The 18,317-nt window shown below is 69.6% G+C and carries 16 protein-coding genes; 6 read left to right on the forward strand and 10 right to left on the reverse strand.

Annotated features, from left to right (window positions below):
• Window positions 1-3 precede the first annotated feature (3 nt).
• Together FHS42_RS06150 and FHS42_RS06155 are read right to left on the reverse strand one after the other, a co-directional pair.
• Window positions 4-507 carry a copper chaperone PCu(A)C gene (locus FHS42_RS06150; RefSeq protein ID WP_184569817.1) on the reverse strand — a complete coding sequence of 168 codons (504 nt, stop codon included), beginning with the start codon at window positions 505-507 and terminating at the stop codon, window positions 4-6.
• 23 nt (window positions 508-530) lie between these two features.
• The gene (locus FHS42_RS06155; RefSeq protein WP_184569490.1) at window positions 531-1,187 is read right to left on the reverse strand and encodes an SCO family protein; all 657 of its coding nucleotides are present in this window, start codon (window positions 1,185-1,187) and stop codon (window positions 531-533) included.
• Between FHS42_RS06155 and FHS42_RS06160 the strand changes: the two genes are divergently transcribed.
• Entirely contained in the window at window positions 1,171-1,365 is a 195-nt protein-coding gene (locus tag FHS42_RS06160; RefSeq protein ID WP_184569492.1) for a hypothetical protein, read from the forward strand. The two genes, FHS42_RS06155 and FHS42_RS06160, sit on opposite strands and share 17 nt — an antisense overlap.
• 16 nt (window positions 1,366-1,381) lie before the next feature.
• Here FHS42_RS06160 and FHS42_RS06165 read toward each other — a convergent pair whose 3' ends face one another.
• Window positions 1,382-2,068, reverse strand: coding sequence for a YcnI family copper-binding membrane protein (locus tag FHS42_RS06165; RefSeq protein ID WP_376772536.1), 687 nt, complete (start codon window positions 2,066-2,068; stop codon window positions 1,382-1,384).
• Window positions 2,069-2,281: 213 nt separating this feature from the next.
• The gene (locus FHS42_RS06170) at window positions 2,282-3,139 is read right to left on the reverse strand and encodes a hypothetical protein (RefSeq protein WP_184569496.1); all 858 of its coding nucleotides are present in this window, start codon (window positions 3,137-3,139) and stop codon (window positions 2,282-2,284) included.
• Between the two features lie 521 nt (window positions 3,140-3,660).
• On the opposite strand from FHS42_RS06170, the gene FHS42_RS06175 reads away from it, so the two are divergent.
• Window positions 3,661-4,191 (forward strand): ATP-binding protein, encoded by a 531-nt coding sequence (locus FHS42_RS06175; RefSeq protein ID WP_184569498.1) that lies wholly within the window; start codon window positions 3,661-3,663, stop codon window positions 4,189-4,191.
• 66 nt (window positions 4,192-4,257) lie between these two features.
• Here FHS42_RS06175 and FHS42_RS06180 read toward each other — a convergent pair whose 3' ends face one another.
• Window positions 4,258-4,818: a hypothetical protein gene (locus FHS42_RS06180; RefSeq protein ID WP_184569500.1), complete on the reverse strand. Its 561-nt coding sequence runs from the start codon at window positions 4,816-4,818 to the stop codon at window positions 4,258-4,260.
• 477 nt (window positions 4,819-5,295) lie between these two features.
• Between FHS42_RS06180 and FHS42_RS06185 the strand changes: the two genes are divergently transcribed.
• The 3 genes from FHS42_RS06185 (at window position 5,296) to FHS42_RS06195 (ending at window position 7,938) form a co-directional block, all read left to right on the forward strand.
• Window positions 5,296-5,931, forward strand: coding sequence for an ArsR/SmtB family transcription factor (locus tag FHS42_RS06185; protein WP_184569502.1), 636 nt, complete (start codon window positions 5,296-5,298; stop codon window positions 5,929-5,931).
• A gap of 285 nt (window positions 5,932-6,216) precedes the next feature.
• A complete protein-coding gene (locus FHS42_RS06190) occupies window positions 6,217-6,972 on the forward strand; it encodes an SRPBCC family protein (protein ID WP_184569504.1) in 756 nt (251 codons plus the stop codon).
• 267 nt (window positions 6,973-7,239) lie between these two features.
• Complete coding sequence (locus FHS42_RS06195) at window positions 7,240-7,938, forward strand: TetR/AcrR family transcriptional regulator (RefSeq protein ID WP_184569506.1); 699 nt, start codon at window positions 7,240-7,242, stop codon at window positions 7,936-7,938.
• Window positions 7,939-8,188: 250 nt separating this feature from the next.
• Here FHS42_RS06195 and FHS42_RS06200 read toward each other — a convergent pair whose 3' ends face one another.
• Window positions 8,189-9,646: an aminopeptidase P family protein gene (locus FHS42_RS06200; protein WP_312866740.1), complete on the reverse strand. Its 1,458-nt coding sequence runs from the start codon at window positions 9,644-9,646 to the stop codon at window positions 8,189-8,191.
• A gap of 178 nt (window positions 9,647-9,824) precedes the next feature.
• Window positions 9,825-11,570, reverse strand: coding sequence for a PP2C family protein-serine/threonine phosphatase (locus FHS42_RS06205; RefSeq protein WP_376772529.1), 1,746 nt, complete (start codon window positions 11,568-11,570; stop codon window positions 9,825-9,827).
• Between the two features lie 854 nt (window positions 11,571-12,424).
• On the opposite strand from FHS42_RS06205, the gene FHS42_RS06210 reads away from it, so the two are divergent.
• On the forward strand, window positions 12,425-13,108 hold the full coding sequence (locus tag FHS42_RS06210) for a bifunctional DNA primase/polymerase (protein WP_184569510.1): 684 nt from the start codon (window positions 12,425-12,427) through the stop codon (window positions 13,106-13,108).
• 2,281 nt (window positions 13,109-15,389) lie between these two features.
• Here FHS42_RS06210 and FHS42_RS06215 read toward each other — a convergent pair.
• The 3 genes from FHS42_RS06215 to FHS42_RS06225 form a co-directional block, all read right to left on the reverse strand.
• Window positions 15,390-16,379: a DUF5926 family protein gene (locus tag FHS42_RS06215; protein WP_184569512.1), complete on the reverse strand. Its 990-nt coding sequence runs from the start codon at window positions 16,377-16,379 to the stop codon at window positions 15,390-15,392.
• Between the two features lie 166 nt (window positions 16,380-16,545).
• Complete coding sequence (locus FHS42_RS06220; protein WP_184569514.1) at window positions 16,546-17,166, reverse strand: ATP-binding protein; 621 nt, start codon at window positions 17,164-17,166, stop codon at window positions 16,546-16,548.
• A 139-nt stretch (window positions 17,167-17,305) separates the two neighbouring features.
• Window positions 17,306-18,136, reverse strand: coding sequence for a glycerophosphodiester phosphodiesterase (locus FHS42_RS06225; RefSeq protein WP_184569516.1), 831 nt, complete (start codon window positions 18,134-18,136; stop codon window positions 17,306-17,308).
• Between the last annotated feature and the right edge of the window lie 181 nt (window positions 18,137-18,317).

Below are 18,317 nucleotides of genomic sequence, written 5' to 3' on the forward strand. Positions count from 1 at the left end.
GGGTCAGTCCTCGGGTCGGTACGACGTCGGCTTGACCGGGACCTTGACCTCGATCGGCTGAGACGTGGCGAAATGCAGGGTCAGTGTCACGGTCTCGCCCACCTTCGGCTGACGCGTCAGCTTCGCCAACATCAGATGGTTGCCGCCGCGGGCGAGGTCCAGTTCTCCGTCAGCCGGAACCTCGAACTCCGTCACCTTCCGCATGGCGTTGCCCTCGGTGGTGTGCATCGTGACGTCGTCCGAAAGTGCGGTGGTGACCGAGGTGAGCTTGTCGCCACCGCTGCCGGAGTTACGCACGCTGAGGTAGCCGGCGGCCATGTCCGGGGTGGGTGGGCGCGGCAGGTACGCGCCGTCCACCGCCAACTCGGGAGCGCCGGCCGCACCACCGTTGGAATCGCCGTCCGACCCGCAGGCGGTGAGCAGCACCCCGGTAAGACCGAGCGCGAGCGACACGGCCGCGGCGACGGTCGTCTTGCTCACGTGACGTATGCCAGGGCCCCGCGGCATGCCGGCGTCGCGAGGCGCGTGCGTCACGGGTTCTGCCCCTTCATGATGCTGGGCAGCTCCCTGCTGTACGCCTTGGACGTGGTCTCCGTCATGTAGAGCCAGTGGCCCTTGTCATCCTTGGGCGAGAAGCCGATGACCTCGGCTCCGTGGTTGACGGTGATCGAGCCGTCCTTCTCCTTCTTCGGCTTCTCGATGAGGATGCCGAGCGGCCGGGCGGCATCCTCGATGGTCTCGAAGTCGCCGGTGAGGCCGGTGAAGTCCTTACCGCCCTGCCCGTCGAGCCAGGTACGCATCCGCTTGGGGGTGTCCCGCTCCGGGTCGGTGGTCACGAAGACAACCTGGAGGTCGTCCTGCTCCGCCTTGGGCAGCTTCTGCTTGGCGAGGGCGACGTTGCTCATCACCATCGAGCAGACGTCGGGGCAGTAGGTGTAGCCGAAGTACACCAGGGTCGGCTTGCCCTTGGTCCGCGCCAGCAGGTCGTACTTCTTGCCGCTGGTATCCGTCAGTACGAGTTCGGGCTTCGGCTTGGGCGTGTCGAGCACGATCGCGCCCTTGTCCTTGTCGGAGGGCGAGGCCTTGACGGTAGCGAGGCTCTTGTCGTCTGAGCCACCGCATGCGGCGAGGGTGAGGCTGAGCACGGTGACGGCAGCCAGGGTGGCGCCCGTGGTCTTGCTGCGCATGGAGTTCGTCTCCAGAGGGTGGGTGGTGCTGGATGGTCTGGTGAGGGTTGAGGTAGCACGCCGGCTGCCGACCACCGATGGCCGGCAGCGTCAGCGCTGGCTAGCTCAGCAACGGCTACGTAGCACCCGTTACGTCAGCAACGGCTGGGTCAGTAACGGCTGGGTCAGCAACGACTAGGTCAGCAACGGCTGGGTCAGGCCGAGCGGCGGCGGCCGGCGAACACACCGAAGGCGACGCCCGCGACTCCGGCGACGATGCCGACGACCCCGAGCACGCGGGCCGTGGTGTCGCTGGTGTCGGCGTCCGAGCTGGTGCCGTCGCCGTCGTCCGCGGGGGCGACGAGCCGCAGCACCGGAGCCGGGTTATCCGGCTCGGCGGCGCCCTCTTTCGGCTCCTCGATCCAGCGGACGACCTCCTTGTTGGAGTACGTCTGGAGGGCCTTGAAGACGAGGTGGTCCGCGTTTTCGGGGAGCTGGCCCACGGAGAGCGGGAACTGCTGGAACTGCCCGGGTTCGACACCGTCCTTGTCGGCGGTCCAGGTCACCTTGTTGACCGTCTCGGTGATCTTCTTGCCGTGTGACTCCAACGGCTTGTCCAGCTTTGCCTTGGTGATCTCCACCTGCCAGCCGGGCACCGGCTGCGGCATCACCGATGTCATGGGGTGGTCGGCAGGGAAGGTGACTTCGAGCTGCACGGTCGATGCGTTGTCGCGCTCGTTCGGCACCTTGAAGTTGATCGTCGTGTACCCGCCCTGCTCGGCCTCGCCCGGCTGCACGCTGACGTGCGCGAGGGCGGGGGCGGAGAACAGCAGGACCGCACCGGCAGCGAGGCCACCCACGACAGCCAGTCGCCGTCCGTACGGCACCCGCCCGCCCGCGATAGGTGCGGCGCATGAGGAGGGCGAGGGATGTGCGAGGTTCGTGGGGTACAGGTGATCCGAGGGATGCGTTGGGCGCAAGAGGTCTGAGGGGTGCGTTGGGCGCGAGGTGCTCATGACGAGGTCTCCGGGTCTCCAGATAGGCGTGGCGGGGCAAGGCGCAGCGGCAGGCGACCGCGCGGCACCACCGTCCCCAGCCGTAGGGAGCGGGCGCCGTCAGGCCGCCAGGTCGTAGCGCGGCGGCCCGCGCCGGATCACTGCGTGGTGCAGCGCAAGCACCCGGGGTCGCGCGGGAGCGTCATCGAACGCGCTGGCCGGTCGCGGCGCCGGCCCGGCCGCCGTACCGGGCAGCCCGGCGCGTAGGGCTCGTACCAGCGCACATGCCACACGCAGCGTGCGTACGCGGGTGGCTTCGGCAACCTCGCGAGCGGGGGCGGCGGACAGCGTGACGATGCGCCACAAGGCGGCGTCGCCGCGTCGCAGCAGCCACCCCGCGGCGAGCGCGGCCAGTAGATGCCCGAGCACCATGGGCAGCGAGGGCGTGATCGCCTCGATGATCGAGCCGGAGCCATGGGGCGCAACGGCGGCGATCGGTGCGCCCGATTCGGCGTGCGAGGCGGGGTCAAGGCCGGCGTTGCCGACGATCTGCCGGGCCTTGGCTGCGGAGATGCCGCCGGGCTCGGCACAGAGCAGTTGCGCCGCGAGCTCGATCAACCTGGCATCGGCGCTCCCGGGGGGCACCCCAGCGGGCAAAACCGTGGACCCGCCAGCGTGGGCATGCCCCGCATGCGCCCCAGTACCAGGCAGGCCACCCACGCCACGCTGTGCGAGTGCGAAGAGCGAATGCAGTACGAGCTGGCCGGCGGCCAGTCCGGCGATGATGCCGAGCAGCGCACGCTCACGGCCCGCGAGCGGCGCGACCACCGCGAAGGTCACCGCCCAGGCGGCGACCAGCGTCCACGGGGGTACGGCCGCGCAGGAGGCGAGCACATGGCCACCGGCGGTCAGCGCGACACAGGCGGTGGTGAAGAAGGCGGCACGCAGCAGGCGCAACCCGGTACCGGCACACGTCATCGGCCCACGGAGCGGAGTGCTCCCCGAGGGGTGGAGACGAAACGACGTGCGACAGTACATGGCTGCGACATCATCCCATCAGCAGGAACTCCGCCCTACGGCAGGGGTAGGGGCCTTTCGGTGGGTTTCCTCCGCCGGTTTTCTGCACGTTTCCTATGGCGGGTCCCTACGGCCGGCCTACGGCGGGCTCCTACGACGCGGCCCCGCCCGGGTGTCATCGGGCGCGCCGGTCTGCCAGGCCCGCGCACGCCCCCGACCGTGCCCCGCATCGACATCCGGCGCGTGCGCCCTGCCCGAAAGCCCGCCCGATCTCGGCCCCTGCCCCACCGTGAAGGCCGTACTAACGGGCCCTGCGGATGCCCCTGACGTCACACAGATGGCCCCTCGGCGCAGGTCTATACACCGCTTACGCCCTCAACCGCATCCGCCGAATGAGCGTAGTCACACCAACGATGTGCTTACGGACCTTGGAGTCAGGCAATACGTATCGGTATGTCGAGCCGCGACCGGGAGGCTGGAGCATGAGCATCTGGTGGTCTCTCCATCTACGGCGCGAAGCTGCGAGCGTGCCACTCGCCCGGCGACTGCTGCTGGGCGCGATGGAGACGGCGGGAGTAGACCCCGACGTCTCCTACGATCTATCCCTGGCCCTCACCGAGGCTTGCGCGAACGCGGTCGAGCACGGTGGCGATGCCTCTACCACGGACTATCGCGTAACCGCCTTCATCGACGGTGACACCTGCCGCATCGAGGTCACCGACTCCGGCCCCGGCTTCCCCCGTGGCCGCGCCGCCCGCGTTCGCGGAGCCGTCGCGCGCCCCGGCTGCTCGCAGCAACCGGGCCACCAACCGCACCAACGCCCACAACGCCATCCGATGCCTCACGAGGTGGCTCCCGCCCCCGCCGCCGCGGAACACGGGCGAGGGCTGTTCCTTATCGAGGAACTGACCGACCGCGTTCGCTACCGCAACCGACCGGGCCGTAGTGGCGCGATCGTCAGCTTCGACAAGATCCTCAAGTGGCGGGACGACGCGCTGCTGCCGGCCCTGTAAGAGCGGTGCGTCTGGGCTGCCTCGCACGCGAGCGCGGTGGCTCAGGGCGGCGGCTCGGCGGCGGGTTCAGTTGGCGAGCGCGGTGCGTTCCACGTGCGCGAGCTTGATGGTCTCGATGTCGTCCGCGGAGTTGCTGCCCGTCAGGTTGTAGTCCTCGAACTCAGCGCTGTCGGCCTCGGACTTGCCCGGTGCGAGGTGGGAAGTGGCGAGGTAGGACTGGCCCACGTAGTCCTCGTCGTCGTCGAAGGCGTTGACGATGACCCGGTAATTGGCGTAGTCGCCGCCCTTGTTCGTGATCTTGTAAGTGAAGGTGTAGGAGCTATCGGGCTCGTCCTCGGTGTCGCAGTCGTTATAGGTGTAATCGTCGTAGTCGTCGCACTCCTCGTCCGAGTCGCTTGAACCGGAGACGTGCTTGCCGTTGTTGACCTCGACGTGGCCCATGGTGTCTTCGTGGTCCCTCAGCGCCCACCAGGTGATGCCGCCTCCAGCGGCGAGGACGAGCGCGACGGCGGCGGCTATGAGCGGCCCCCGGATCGATCGGCGGCGGGGTGCGGCGGGTGGGGCGGCGTGCGGGCCAGGCCAGGGGTAGTGGCCGGGTGGCGGCGGGAACGCAGTGGTGTCGCCCACAGAGGTGTCCTGTTCGGTGAGAGGGATACGGGGGTGGCCGGTCGGCGGTGACGGACCTGCGGACAACTGGCACGCAGATCGCCCCCGTCCGGTAGGTGATGTTCCCAGAGCCGCCGTGCCCTGACAGCGGAATGTCAGACTTCGCTCGCGGCGTCGCCCGGCCGCACAGGCGCAGTTCACAGCGCCGCGCCGCACGCGCTGCCCGCGCCGTAGCGCACGGCACGCGGCACGCGTTATGCGTCATGCGCCACGCGTCATGCGCCACGCCTTGCGGCTACTCAGGCTGACCGTGCGTGGCCCGAAGGCCGGGGCGGCGCCCGGGCCTTGGGCCTTGGCGGGGGCTGGCCCGGCCGGGCTGCCCAGCGCGCTGTGGTGGCCTCGTGCGGAGAAGCAGTCCCGAGCCGAATGAGCGCGGCCCCGAACACCGACAACAAAAAGAGTCTGGACAATAATAATGTTCGGTGAGACGGTGGAGCCATGTTGGACGTGACAGTGATCGAGGACCCGGCCGCGGCCGAGGCGTCGCTTGACCCGATGCGGGCTCGGCTGCTCGCCGCGCTGGTCGAGCCGGCGTCGGCCGCCATGCTGGCCGCCAAGGTCGGCCTGCCGCGGCAGAAGGTGAACTACCACCTCAAGGCGCTGGAGCGGCACGGCCTCGTGGAGTTGGTGGACGAGCGGCGCAAGGGCAACGTCACCGAGCGGATCATGCGGGCCACGGCAGCCGCGTATGTGATCTCTCCGCAGGCGCTGCCCGCCGTGCAGCCCGACCCGGAGCGCTCTCGGGACCAGCTCTCGGCGCGCTGGCTGCTCGCGGTCGCCGCCCGGCTGGTGAGGGACGTGGGCGCGCTCGTCACCGGTGCGACGAAGGCGCGTAAGCCGCTGGCAACCTTCGCACTCGACGGCGAGGTGCGGTTCGCATCGGCAGCCGAACGGGCCGCATTCATCGAGGAGTTGACGCACGGTGTGAGCGCCTTGGTGAGCAAGTACCACGATGCGACGGCCGATGGCGGGCGAAGCCACCGGGTGGTGCTCGCCGTACATCCCACGGTACGGGTGCCCACCGAGCCGGCCGGCGCGCTCACGCCCGCTGACCCCGGGCCCCTTGAGCCCTAACCGGCCATCGGCGGAAGTCGGCCCACGCCGGTAAAGGCCAACCGGGAAGCGCATCGCACGGGCAGAACGCACGGGCAGAACGCACGGGCGAGACGACCGGAGCCGTGGCCCGGTCACGACCCCAACCGCGGCCTCCCACCACTCATGTCGGCCGTACGGACGGCGCCAGCACGCCCAACACGCCGTCCACACCGAGCAGTACGAGCACCACCAGCACCACCAGCACACGAACGGAACAAGCAGGACGAGCAGCGGTCAGAGCATCGGAAAGTCGAGGAAGAACGCATGTCGAAGGAATTCAAGATTGCCCAGGAGTTCGAGGTCCAGGCATCGCCGGGGGAGGTCTGGGCGGCGATCACCACGGGTACCGCGGGCTGGCTGTGGCCGGTGGAGTACGAGCCGCGCGAGGGTGGCGCCGCCCCCTTCGGTGGCACGGTGACCGCCTGGGACCCGCCGCGCCACCTCACTGCCCGGGTGGAGAACGTGGCGGAGATCGACACCCAGACGCTCAATGAGCTCGACCACATCATCGAGCCGCGCGAGGGTGGCGGCTCCTGGGTGCGCTACACGCACAGCGGGATCTTTGTGGACGACTGGGAGAACCAGTACGACGGCGCGAACCAGCACACCACCTTCTACCTCCACACCCTGCGGCAGTACCTGACGCACTTCACGGGCCGGCCCGCCGTCTTCGTCTCGGCCGACGCCCCGGCGGCATCGGCGCAGCCGGGTTCCTTCCCGGCGGTGGCCCGCGCCCTGGGCCTGACCGATGACACGGCCGATAGCACGGCCGATGGCACGGCCGTCAGGGTGGAACTGCCGGGTTCGGACGGCCCGCAGGACGCGGTACTCGACTACCGCGACGCCCACTTCATCGGCCTGCGGACGCGCGACGTCATGTATCGCTTCTTCGGCCGCGATGCGTTCGGCGCGCCGGTGGGCATCGGCGTTCACGACTTCAGGCCGCAGGCGGCCGGCGTCGATCACAAGAAGTGGCAGCGGGACTGGGAGGAGTGGCTGACGGGCGTGTACGCGGCATAACGCGTAACGAGTGACACGCAACGCGTAACCGAGCGTGGGACGTGCGCCGGGTAACCCGCGCGGGGGATGGGGTGCGCAAATGTGCGGGCCCCGGTGCCTGGCCGCGCGGGCCTCGGTGCGGGCGGGCGAGGCCTGCCGCATGGCACGGGTCCTCCCCTGTGGGTCCCCTGCCACACGGCGTGCCGCGCGAATCTAATGCGAGGGAGTTCGCGTTAGATTAGATAGGAGAATATGGGCCGTGACCGTGTAGGGCAACCTGGGGAGCGCATGAGCGAAGAACGCCTCACCCCAGGGACAGTCCGTCCGGGCGGCCGGACGGCGCGTACCCGTGCTGCCGTGCTGGCCGCGGCCTTCGACGAGTTGGGCGATGGCAGCTACAGCGGGCTGACCATGGAGAAGATCGCCCAACGCGCCGGCGTTCACCTGGCGACGATCTACCGCAGGTGGGGGAGCGTCGAGCGGATCATCTGCGAGTTGCTGACCGATCAAAGCGCCAAAATTTCGCTCCCCGACACCGGCTCGCTCCGCGGCGACCTGCGGGCGCTGGCCCTGGGGATCGGGCGGTTCTACGGGGCGGCTCGCAACCGCAGCGTCATCGAGGCGGTTGTCGCGGCGGCCGTGCGTGACCCGTACATCGATGACATGCTCCGCGACTTCTTTCACGAGCGCCGATGTCGGGCCGCCACGTTGGTCCAGCAGGCCATCGAGCGCGGCGAGTTGCCGGCGCACACGAATGCCAGCGAGCTGATCGCCGCTCTCGCCGCGCCCTTCTACTACCGGTTGCTGATCTCGCGCGGCGAGATCGACCAGGAGCTCGCCGAGACCACCGCCGCCGCCACCTACGAGGCGGCCCGCGCCGGCGTCTTCACCATCCCGGCGCCAGCCGACCCGGCCCCCGGTGGCACGCCCCCCGCCGGCGCGCCATCCACGGCAGCCCCCGACGAACCGCCTGCACGGCTGGGGTAGCGGAAGCGCGAGAAGCAGCGCAAGCGCGAGAAGGCGGGGGACCTCACGGAGCCCGACCCAAGGACAGTTCGCACAGCACGGGGCCCAAGGACAGTTCGCACAGCACACGACCCGGGGACGAAGCTCGCCGCTTCGCTCCCGGGCCGGCTGCGCTGGCACGGACGTACGGGCCCTCGGTGCGGCTGCTGACACGGCTGGCCTGGTGGCCGCGAGCCAGGACCCGCCGGTTCGTGGGTGGGTGGCCGTGGGGTCAGCCCTTCAGCCGGGCCATCCACGACTCGATCTCGTCGGCGGTACGGGGCAGCCCGGCCGACATGTTCCGGTTGCCGTCCTCCGTGACGAGGATGTCGTCCTCGATCCGGACGCCGATGCCCCGATACTCCACGGGCACGGTCAGATCGTCGGCCTGGAAGTACAGGCCCGGCTCGACGGTCAGGCACATGCCCGGCTCCAGCGTGCCATCCGCGTACGTCTCCCGACGGGCGACCGCGCAGTCGTGTACGTCGATGCCGAGCATGTGGCCGGTGCCGTGCAGGGTCCAGCGGCGCTCAAGGCCGAGTTCGAGCACCCGATCCACCGGGCCATCGACCAGGCCCCACTCCACGAGGTGCGTGGCCAGCACGCGCTGCGCCGCGTCGTGGAACTCGCGGTACTTCCCACCCGGCTTGACCGCCGCGATGCCCGCCTCCTGTGCCGCGTACACCGCGTCGTAGATCGTGCGCTGGAGCTCCGTGAACGTGCCGCTGATCGGGAGCGTGCGGGTGACGTCGGCCGTGTAGAGGCTGTGGGTCTCCACACCGGCGTCCAGGAGCAGCAGCTCACCGGAGCGTACGTCGCCGTCGTTACGCACCCAGTGCAAGGTCGTCGCGTGCGGGCCTGCGGCGCAGATGGAGCCGTAGCCGACGTCATTGCCCTCGACTCGGGCGCGCAGGAAGAAGGTGCCCTCGATGTAGCGCTCGGAGGTTGCCTCGGCCTTGTCGAGGACGCGCACGACGTCCTCGAAGCCGCGCACGGTCGAATCGACGGCCTTCTGCAACTCGCCGATCTCGAACTCGTCCTTGACCAGCCGTAGCTCGCTGAGGAAGGACCGCAGCTCCTCGTCGCGCTCGAAGGTGACCTTGTCCGCCAGCGCCGCCTCCAGGCCCGCGTCATGCCCACGCACGATACGGACCAGGCCGGTGGCGTCCGCCAACTTGTCGGCAACCTCGCGGACGTCGGAGCACGGCATGCCGTAAAGCTGCTCGCCCTCGCCGAGGCTGTTGCGGCGGCCCACCCACAGCTCGCCCTGGCCGTGCAGCCAGAACTCGCCGTTCTCACGGTCGGAGCGCGGCAGCAGGTACAGCGTGGCCTGGTGGCCCTCGGTGCCGGTCGGCTCCAGTACGAGGACGCCGTCCTCGGTCAGATCGCCGGTGAGGTGCGCGTACTCACTGGAGGCCCGGAAGCGGTACTCGGTGTCGTTCGAGCGGGTCTTGAGGTTGCCCGCGGGAATCACCAACCGCTCGCCCGGGAAACGAGCGGAGAGCGCGGCGCGCCGCCGGGCGGTGTGCTCGGCCTGCGGAATCGGCCGCAGATCGTGCAGCTCGGTGTCGGCCCAACCGCTCTTCATGTTCTCGGCGAGTTCATCGGACACGCCGGGGTAGAGCGAGTTCTTGCGCTGCTTGATCGGCTTGTCGCTCTCCAGGGTCTCCGGAGTGGGCTCCTCGGTCACGTTTCCTCCTCGAACTGGACCACCCCTGGCCTCGGGCCTGGGGACCCTCACCATCGTATGTGTGAACGGCACGTAGTCCGGAGGAGAGTGATGCATCGCAGATGAGAGGGCCGAAAACGGTGGCTGGGCCGGAGGCAACCGTGGGTGCCCGGCCGGTGACCGGGCCTTTGGTCGGGCCCTAGTCGAACCGGGCCGCCAGCAACACGATGTCCTTGTCACCAGTACCAAAGCCGGTGTTCTTGTGGGTGTTGGCGATCCCGGCGGTGGCGGTGGCGGCGGTGGCAGTGCCGGCGGTGGCGGTGGCGACGTCAGTGTTCGATGGGTCCGGGCCGCGGCCCGCGGGGAGCACCGTCCGCCAGATGTGATCGACCACCGCGTCCGGATCGTGCCGTGCGGACTTCGGAACGCTCGCCGCCGCCGCGTGCAACTGCGCGAACGCCCGGTCCATCGGGACGCCGGCGCGATGCAGCAGTCCGTCGCTGTATAGCAGCAGCGTCTCGCCGGGACCCGGCTTCACGCCGACGCTGGGCGCTTCCCAGCAGGCGAGCATGCCGAGCGGCGCGGACAGCGAGGTCTCCACGTACGTGGTGCGCTCCTCGCCGATGAGCAGCGGCGGGCAGTGCCCTGCCCCGGCGATGAACACCGACCGATGGGCCGGCTCGCAGTAGGCGAAGAGCGCGGTCGCGGCGCGGGCGGGCTCGGTGAGGCGCAGCAGGAGTTCGAGGTCGGAGAGTACGGCGACCGGGTCCTCACCCTCCAGCACCGCGTACGCCCGCAGTGCGGCCCGTAGCCGTCCCATCGCCGCGACGGCGCTCGGGCCGCCACCGGTGACCCCACCGACGCTGAGGCCGAGCGCGCCATCGGGCAGCGCCAACGCGTCGTACCAGTCGCCCCCACCGCACGGGCCGGTATGGTGCCGCGCCGCGAGCCGTACGCCAGGCACCCGGGGCAGCCGACCGGGCAGCAACTCTTCGCGCAGGGCGACCAGAGCGCGGCGGGACCGGTGCAGTTCCAGGTGGCGGGCCATGCGTTCGGCTGCGTACCGGCAGTACAGGCCGACCAGACGCCGCTGCCGCTCGGTGGGCTCGGTGGGCTCGTCGTAAAGCCAGACGACGGCTCCGATCCGGCCCCGCGGTGCGCCGGGGCCGGCTTCGCCGTACGGCAAAGCCGGCGACTGCCCGCGCACTTCCAGCGGTACGGCGTAGCTGGCGGCATAGCCGAGTCGGGCGGCCACCTCCCTGTGCCGGGGGTCAAGGTCGTCCTCGTTGGCGAGGTCGGGATGGGCGACCTCGTCCACGACCCGCCGCCCGGCCGCACCAGAGCACTGGCCATGGCTTACGCCTGCTCGCTCGTCGGTCTCGTCCCCTCGCTTGGCGGCGCCGCGTGGACGCCCGTAGGCCCTGGATGGGCGCTCGTTGGCTCCGCGCGGGACGTCGGCACGTTCGGGCAACCCGTCCAGGAGGCGGCCGATCGACCCGGCGGCGCGCGGGATGGTCTCGATGTGACCTAGCTCGGCGTGGCCTAGACCAAGGCCGATGGTCAGGTCGGGGCCGAGCCCATCGGGGGGTTCGATGGCGACCATTCCGCGCTGCGCGCCGACGAGTGCGGCACCGGCGCGCAGCAGTTCGCGCAGCGCGTCATCGAGCGTGGTCGCGTGCGCAAGCCGCTCGGTGAGCTCGTGGAGGCTGCTGAGGTCCGCGACCCAGCGCGCGAGCCGGTCCTGCACGGCGGTGTACGGGGTGGCGGCAGGGGGCTCGGCGGCCAACGGCCCCGTGGGGTGTGCTGTGGCTGACTCTTGTGCCGTGGCGGGGGCGCCGCAGGGCCCGGAAGAGGCGAAGGAAGAAGGGCTTGCAGAGGCCGATGGGGAGGGAGAGAGCGCAGAAGTGTGCGAGTGGGCGGGAACGGGAGAATCGATTCCAGCCACTTTCGGGAGGCGGTGCACGCTCACGGTTGACCGCTCTCTGTCCTGACTAGCAGCACATTGCGGACGCACTGGAGTTCGCCGAGGGGTGCGCCCAGCTCTATTGCGATTTGGGGCATTTTATCGACCCACAGCATGGGATCAGAAGGCAGGGGCATTCTTCTCAATAGCATCGCAAACCCCCATTGCGTGTTGCGTCGCTATGAATGCTCCACATGTACACGCACCCGCGAGGCGATGTCTAGCACTGCGCCGGTGGGGTTGTTGGTGTCTGTGGCGAATCTAAGTTGTCTGGAAAATGCCCATCGAGCTGTCAAATTGCGGTCGGATGGCGTCAGCCGGCAGCGCGTCATACCCACTTCGGCGGGTATGCACTTGTTGAAGGGCGGGGGTAGTTGGGTAGACCCGGAACCCCGTGGCGGGTCCGAGCGTCTTCATCGATGACGGTCGAGCCCACCCTCAGCAGTGGCGGGGGACGCACACTGAGTACGAGCCGGCAAGCGCCATGCGCACGCCACCCCTCGCCACGTTCCACGCTCGGCCGCTAGGGACTCCCCATGTAGCACGCTGGGGAGAGCACGCCCCCGGCACATGCGGTGCCGTGAGTTTCACGAAATGTGATCGACGGCGTCAGTTCGAAGCCGTGCCGCGTAAGCGAAGCGAAGCGATGCTGCGAAGTAGCCGCAGCGTCCGTAGTGCGAGAAGTGTCAGAAGTGTCCGGTAGCGCCACCGTGCGATCAGTGCCATCGCAGTGCCATGCGTCGCATCGATGTCATACGGCGCTATGGAAATGAAACGTCCGCTGCCTTAGACGGCAGTCCGCAGCCCTCGGCGTTCACGGAAAGGAACGAGCGCTCATGCGCGAGATCCTCGGAAGGCGACGCAAGTTCTCGATGCGGCGCGGCAGGAAGACGGCGTTGCTCGGCGCAGCGCTTACCTGCGCCACCGAGTGGCGCTGGCCGATCCTTCCCGGCGTCGGCATCCCACCAGGTGGCAGGCCCGGAGAGTGCGGTTGCCCGCATCCTGACTGCGTGGTGCCCGGTGCGCACCCCTTCGACCCGGGTCTACTCGCCGCCACCGCCGACGCCAGGATGGTGCGCTGGTGGTGGACCAACCGGCCCACCGCACCAATCATTTTGGCGACCGGCAACGCAGCGCCGTGCGCGGTCAGCCTGCCCGCCGTCGCCGGAGCGCGCGCGGTCGCGGCACTCGATCGGGCCCGGATCGCCATCGGCCCGGTGGTCGCGACCCCCACCCGGTGGTCGCTGCTGGTCGCCCCGTACTCCCTTGAGGAACTCGGCGAGCTGCTGCACAACCAGGATTGGGTGCCCAGTTCGCTGCGCTTCCACGGGGAGGGCGGCTATGTGGCCCTGCCGCCGTCTCGGGTCGGCACCGGTGGGGTCCGCTGGGAGCGCGCCCCGCGCCCGGCCGAACGTGGCACAACGCGCCCATGGCTGCCACAGGTCGGCACGGTGGCCGACGCCTTGGTCGAGGCGAGCGCCAACGCCCCCGGTGGGAGCAGCAGCAAACTCGCGTACTGAAGGCCCGTCGAGCGGCGGCGGCCCGTGCCCCCGTCGCCGTGCCGCCCCGTCGTCCTACGGGTACGTGGTCCTGCGTACGGTTGCCGGGACTTCGGCCCGGGCGACAGGCGCGGTGCCGGTGCGCCGGCGTGCGGCCCGAAGTTGGACGCAGAGGATCACGGAGAGTACAAGCGCGATCGCGCCACGCTGAGGTCGCCGACTCCCGCTTCCAACGCACGCGTACTGGCTCAATATCGCCCCTCCAGCCACCCGTGATTGTGGCTTAAGTGGTTCGAGTGACTCCTGTGGGTGTGGCAGGCAGACCCTGCACCCATGGCCACGCCCGCGCGCCGCGTACGAGATCAGCCCGAGCCCGGTAGGCCCACCGCCCCCGTGCGTGACGTCAGGAGCACCTCGCATCGGCCGGGCTCTGGCCTGGCGAAGGACGCGAGGCGCTACGCAGGGCAGCGGATGGGGTGCTGAACAGGCGGTTCTTCCTGGCGTTTTGAGGAGTGGCGGCCGATGCGGGTCAGGCCCGAGCCCGTACGTCCAGTTGGCCTCATTCGCGGCGGACCAGGCGCGATGCGGGCCGTACGGCGATGGCGGACGCCGCGCAGGGTTTTGGAGGGCAGGGCGCGGTGGAGCTGTTGGCGACGGCGGCGGTCACCTGTGGTTGTGCCACGCCCGTTCGGTGCCTGCCGGGGCCCGCTCGTGGTCCATTCGTGGCCCGCTGGCCACTGGTCCTGGTGGCCGGGCCGTAAAGGGGCCGTGAAGCGGCGCTGGGCAGGCGTGCGGCGGCGTGCGGCTGCCGTGGGGCCGTGCCGGCGGTGTGGGCCCCTGCGGGGCGGACGGTGGGGGCGTCTGACGCGAAGCCAGGGGCCGGCGCACCTCGCGCGGGTGAGGTGGCGAAGTGGGCAGCGGCCTCGGCTAATGGGCGGCTGCGCCGCGCTGGAGGGGGCCGGCCGTGCCGCGCTGGGAGGCCGGCTGTGTCGCGCTGGAGAGGCAACTCCTCGGCCTGCGGAGCAGTCAGCCACTAGGGCGGAATAGCCGAGCCGGAGATGCGGTTAACCCGGTTGACCTTCCCCCGGCACCGTGGGTCAGTCGGGGGGTCAGTCGGGCATGGAAGCGCCCGGTCGCTGGCGACGGGGGATGCACCAGCGACCGGGCTCCTAGAACGGTAACAAGAGATCGGCCGTTCGCAAATTCCATCGCGGATTTCAAGACGCGTATTTCCTGGCTAATACCGGGAGTTGTGAGCAGCATCACGTCCCTCGATCGCCTGGAGATCATCCGTATGCGCCCCAACGGGGACGCTTTGTGATCGCACTGCATCTCTCGCCGTACGTTGTCCGCCCTATCTCCGCTATCCCCGGCAATCGGCGGCCATACCCGCACCGAGCGCACCTCATCTGACGCGACCACCGCATCCCCATCGCGCGCCGACCGCACCTCAACCACACCTCGACTGTGCGATGAGCGGACCCTCAGCACGCGTGGACCGCGCCCTGACCGCGCCACCACCACACCGCAATCGCCTGCGCTTTCTTGCGGTCGAACTGGGCTGGGCTGGACTGAGCAGGTGACAGCCCGCGACGCGGTGCCCATGGGCCCCTGCGATTGCCCGACCCGGGGCACTCGGGCGGGCCCGGTGGTCGTTCGCCGGGTTGCTGGCCCGCTACCCCGCAGCCGTTCGCGTGCCGCTGGGGCGGGATGCGCGCGCCGCGACCTGCGGTGGGGTCGTACGGGAGTCAGCGACGTTGCTGAACCATGGCGCCGGGTTGCGGCGCCGTGCGGCGTCGCTCGGTGAATGGAGGGAGGGTCGCATGTGCTGCGCTGTGACTTCGGTGCGTACATAGGCGCAGACTTAGATAGTCGGAGACGGCCAGGGACCGTCAGAGTCATAGTCCGGGCCGTACTAAAATTCGTCCGGATCGTACGAACGGACCCGTTCCGCTCAGCACGGCCATATCTCCGTTCGGCCTTCAACGCTGGGTGAAGTGAAGGAAAACCGGGGAAGTCGGGCGAACCTTCCAAGTAAGCGGATGAGGCCATTCCGTGGACCTGTGCGCCCTGCTGGAAACAACCACACGGTGCGGCCAGACAAACGGCCTTCTCCCCGTACGACAAACAGGCATACGAACGGTCATGCAAACGACCACACCGAAGGTGGCGCACACCGCCTGTCAGTACGGGTTCCGGGGCCAAAGCGAGCGGAGCGTTGGACCTACGCCATGGCGCCCCGCGAACCGCGGGACGCCATGGAGTGTCGTGGGGTGTCGTGGCGTGTCGTGGGGTGCGCGAGTCAGCTGAGGGTGACCTGGCGGTTGGTGAGCCCGCTGCGTGCGCGCCGTTCGTCGGCCGTCAGCGGGGTGTCGTTGGCAAGTGCGTCGGCGAGCCGCTCCGCGAAGGCCGCGGCGGGCTTTTCCACATCGTCCGCTCGCATCGCGGTCGGCAGATCCCACACCGGTACGGTCAGGCCGTGCGCGCGGAACGAGCCAACCAGCCGCGTGCCCTCGGCAAGCGAGGACGCACCGGCCGCGTGCAGCCGGGCGAGCGCGTCGAGGAGCTTCTCCTCCGGGTGGGTCATCACCCAGCGCAGGTGGTTCTTGTCCGGGGTCTCACACCAGTACGCCGACTCAACACCGGTGAGCCGCACGGTCGGGATGGCGGCGTCGTTGGCCCGCTCCAGGGAAGCGGCCACCTCACCGGTCGCGTTCTCGGCGTCCTCGATCCAAAACTCGAACCCCTCGTGCACCACCGGCTCGAACGCGCCCTGCGGATCGAGAAGATCCTGAAGCCGCGGGCCATCGGCCGGGGCCCAGCCGCCGTCCAGAGTATCGCCGGCCGCGACGGGCGTGCCCGGCTCAGCCTCCAGCGCGCGCCGCAGGGTGTGGGCGAGGTCCCGACTGAGGTCGCCGGACGAGGTGTCGTTTTGCAGGCCGAGCAGGACGGCGCCGTTGTCCCGGCGCAACGCGGGCCAGGCCATGGGCAGCACGGTCGCAAGGGTGACCGAGGGAACGCCCTCCGGCAGCCCGCCCTTGAGGTGCAGCTCGACGGTCGCCGCGGGCACGAGTTCGCGCAGGGCCACCCAGTCCGGCTCACCGGGCAACCCCTCGAACGGACGCTGCACCAGTTCGGTCACCGCATGCGCGGCGGCCCGGCCATGGCACGCCTTGTAGCGCCGGCCCGAGTTGCATGGGCAGGGCTCGCGGGCACCCACCACGGGGTAGGTGACATCGGCGGCAGCGCCCTGGGGCTCGGCCTTCGTTTGGGGGCGGCGCTTCTTGGCCATGGTGTGGCTGTCTCCCGGTCGGTACGGCTCCTACACGTCGCGAGCCTAGCCCTTTCCCCGCGCGGAGCCGCCAGCGCACACGCAAGGTCGCCCGGGGCACGCACCGGCGCTCCCGGGGAAGGCGCCGATGTTCCCGTAAGCCGCACCGGCGCTCTCACGTGGGGAATTACGCCTTGCCGTCCAGTTCGCCCAGGCCCCCGAGGCCGTTCAACTCTTCCAGGCTCTCCAAGCCGTCGAGCGCTTCCCACTCGTCGAGCCCCGGCGTGGCGCAGCGCAGCTCAGGGGTGAGGACGACGCGAGAGGACAAGCCATTGGTCTGGGGCCGGGTGGACAAGATTGCCCATACGGTGACTTCTCCGTACCCATCCTGTACGCCCCACTCTTCGGCAAGTGCGGTAATGATGTTCAGGCCCCGGCCGCCACGGGCCGTCACCGAAGGGGTGGCTGGAAGTGGTCTTGTCGGGCCTCCGCCGTCGGTCGCTTCGACCGTCAGCCTGCCGTGGCGATCAACGCGCCACGCCGCGCGCATCCCGCCGTCACCTGTGCCCCAACCCGCCCCCGCGGCCCCGTCGCCGTCGTCATCGGTACTCAGCGGGCGGCCGTGTCGGCACGCGTTGCTGAGCAATTCGGAAAGGATCAATACGGCGTCGTCTATGACCGGCTCTGGCACTCCGCTGGAGCGCAGTTCTCCGCGCATCCGGTGCCGAGCCTCGCCCACGCCCATAGGGCCATGGGGCACGCACATAGTTGACGACGTCGGCACTTCCTGCGCCACCACCAACGCCACCCCCGGACCTCCTTTGCCCCATGCCACGGGATGAATGCCCGGAGGAAGTGGATCGGAAACCGGCCAACCGCGATCAGGCGACGTATTCGTTACCTGCGCGTACCCGCTGAATGCGCCGGCGCACTCCTTGCCGTGGGCGTTACCTACGGCCGAGTTGGGAAAGTACCTGTTTCGGGCGATTGGTGATGATTGCCTCGACCCCGAGTCGTACGCACAGATCGACGTCCTCCGGCTCGTTCACTGTCCATACGTGCACTCGGTGCCCCGCGCGGTGCAACCGAGCGATATAGCCGGGGTGGTTGCGGACGATGCGTACGCTCGGGCCCGCGATGCCCACGCCGGCGGGCAGCCGTCCGTCGCGGTGTCGGGGCGAGATGAACTGCATGAGGTAGACGGTGGGCAACGCGGGCGCCCCCGCGTGCACCCGATGCAGGGAGCGTGCCGAGAAGCTCATGACCCGTACCGGCGCCGGCCCGTCACCCCCTGGCGGGCCACCATCCAGGCCGAACCGGCGCAGCAGCGCCAGCAGCCGGTCCTCGACCTGCCCGGCCCAGCGCGTGGGGTGTTTGGTCTCGATGGCAAGACCGATTGGCCGGCCCGCGTCAGCGACAAGTTCCAGCAGCCGCTCTAGGGTGAGGACAGAGGTGCTGTCCCGGTCCGGCAACTCGGCATCGGCGGCCTGACCCTTCCAGGAGCCGAAGTCGAGGGTGGCGAGGTCGGAGAGTTCGAGGCTGGAGACCGCACCCCGACCGTTGGACGTACGGTTGACGCGCCGATCGTGTACGCAGACCAGATGCCCATCCGCGGTCAGCCGCACATCACATTCAAGGGCGTCGGCGCCGTCCTCGATGGCACGTCGATAGGCGGACAGGGTGTGCTCGGGCTCCTCATCGGAGGCCCCTCGATGGGCGACGACGAACGGGCTGTGCGGGTCGGAGTGAATGTCCCGGGCCGGGCGCGCATAGGTCACCGCGTTATGGTGCCACCGCCCGGCGCGCGCCGCCTCGGCGGCCACGGTCCCTGCTGGGGACTTGCCCACTTCGTCCGTTTCTGTTGCGGATGGAATGGGTGGTCGGCGGAGGTTTACGGAGGACTGCTGCTCTCCGCGAGTGGTCTGCCGCTCCTTACGGTGTCCTGACAAGCCGTGGGAA

The sequence above is a fragment of the Streptomyces zagrosensis genome, from assembly GCF_014203645.1.
Lineage (GTDB): Bacteria > Actinomycetota > Actinomycetes > Streptomycetales > Streptomycetaceae > Streptomyces > Streptomyces zagrosensis.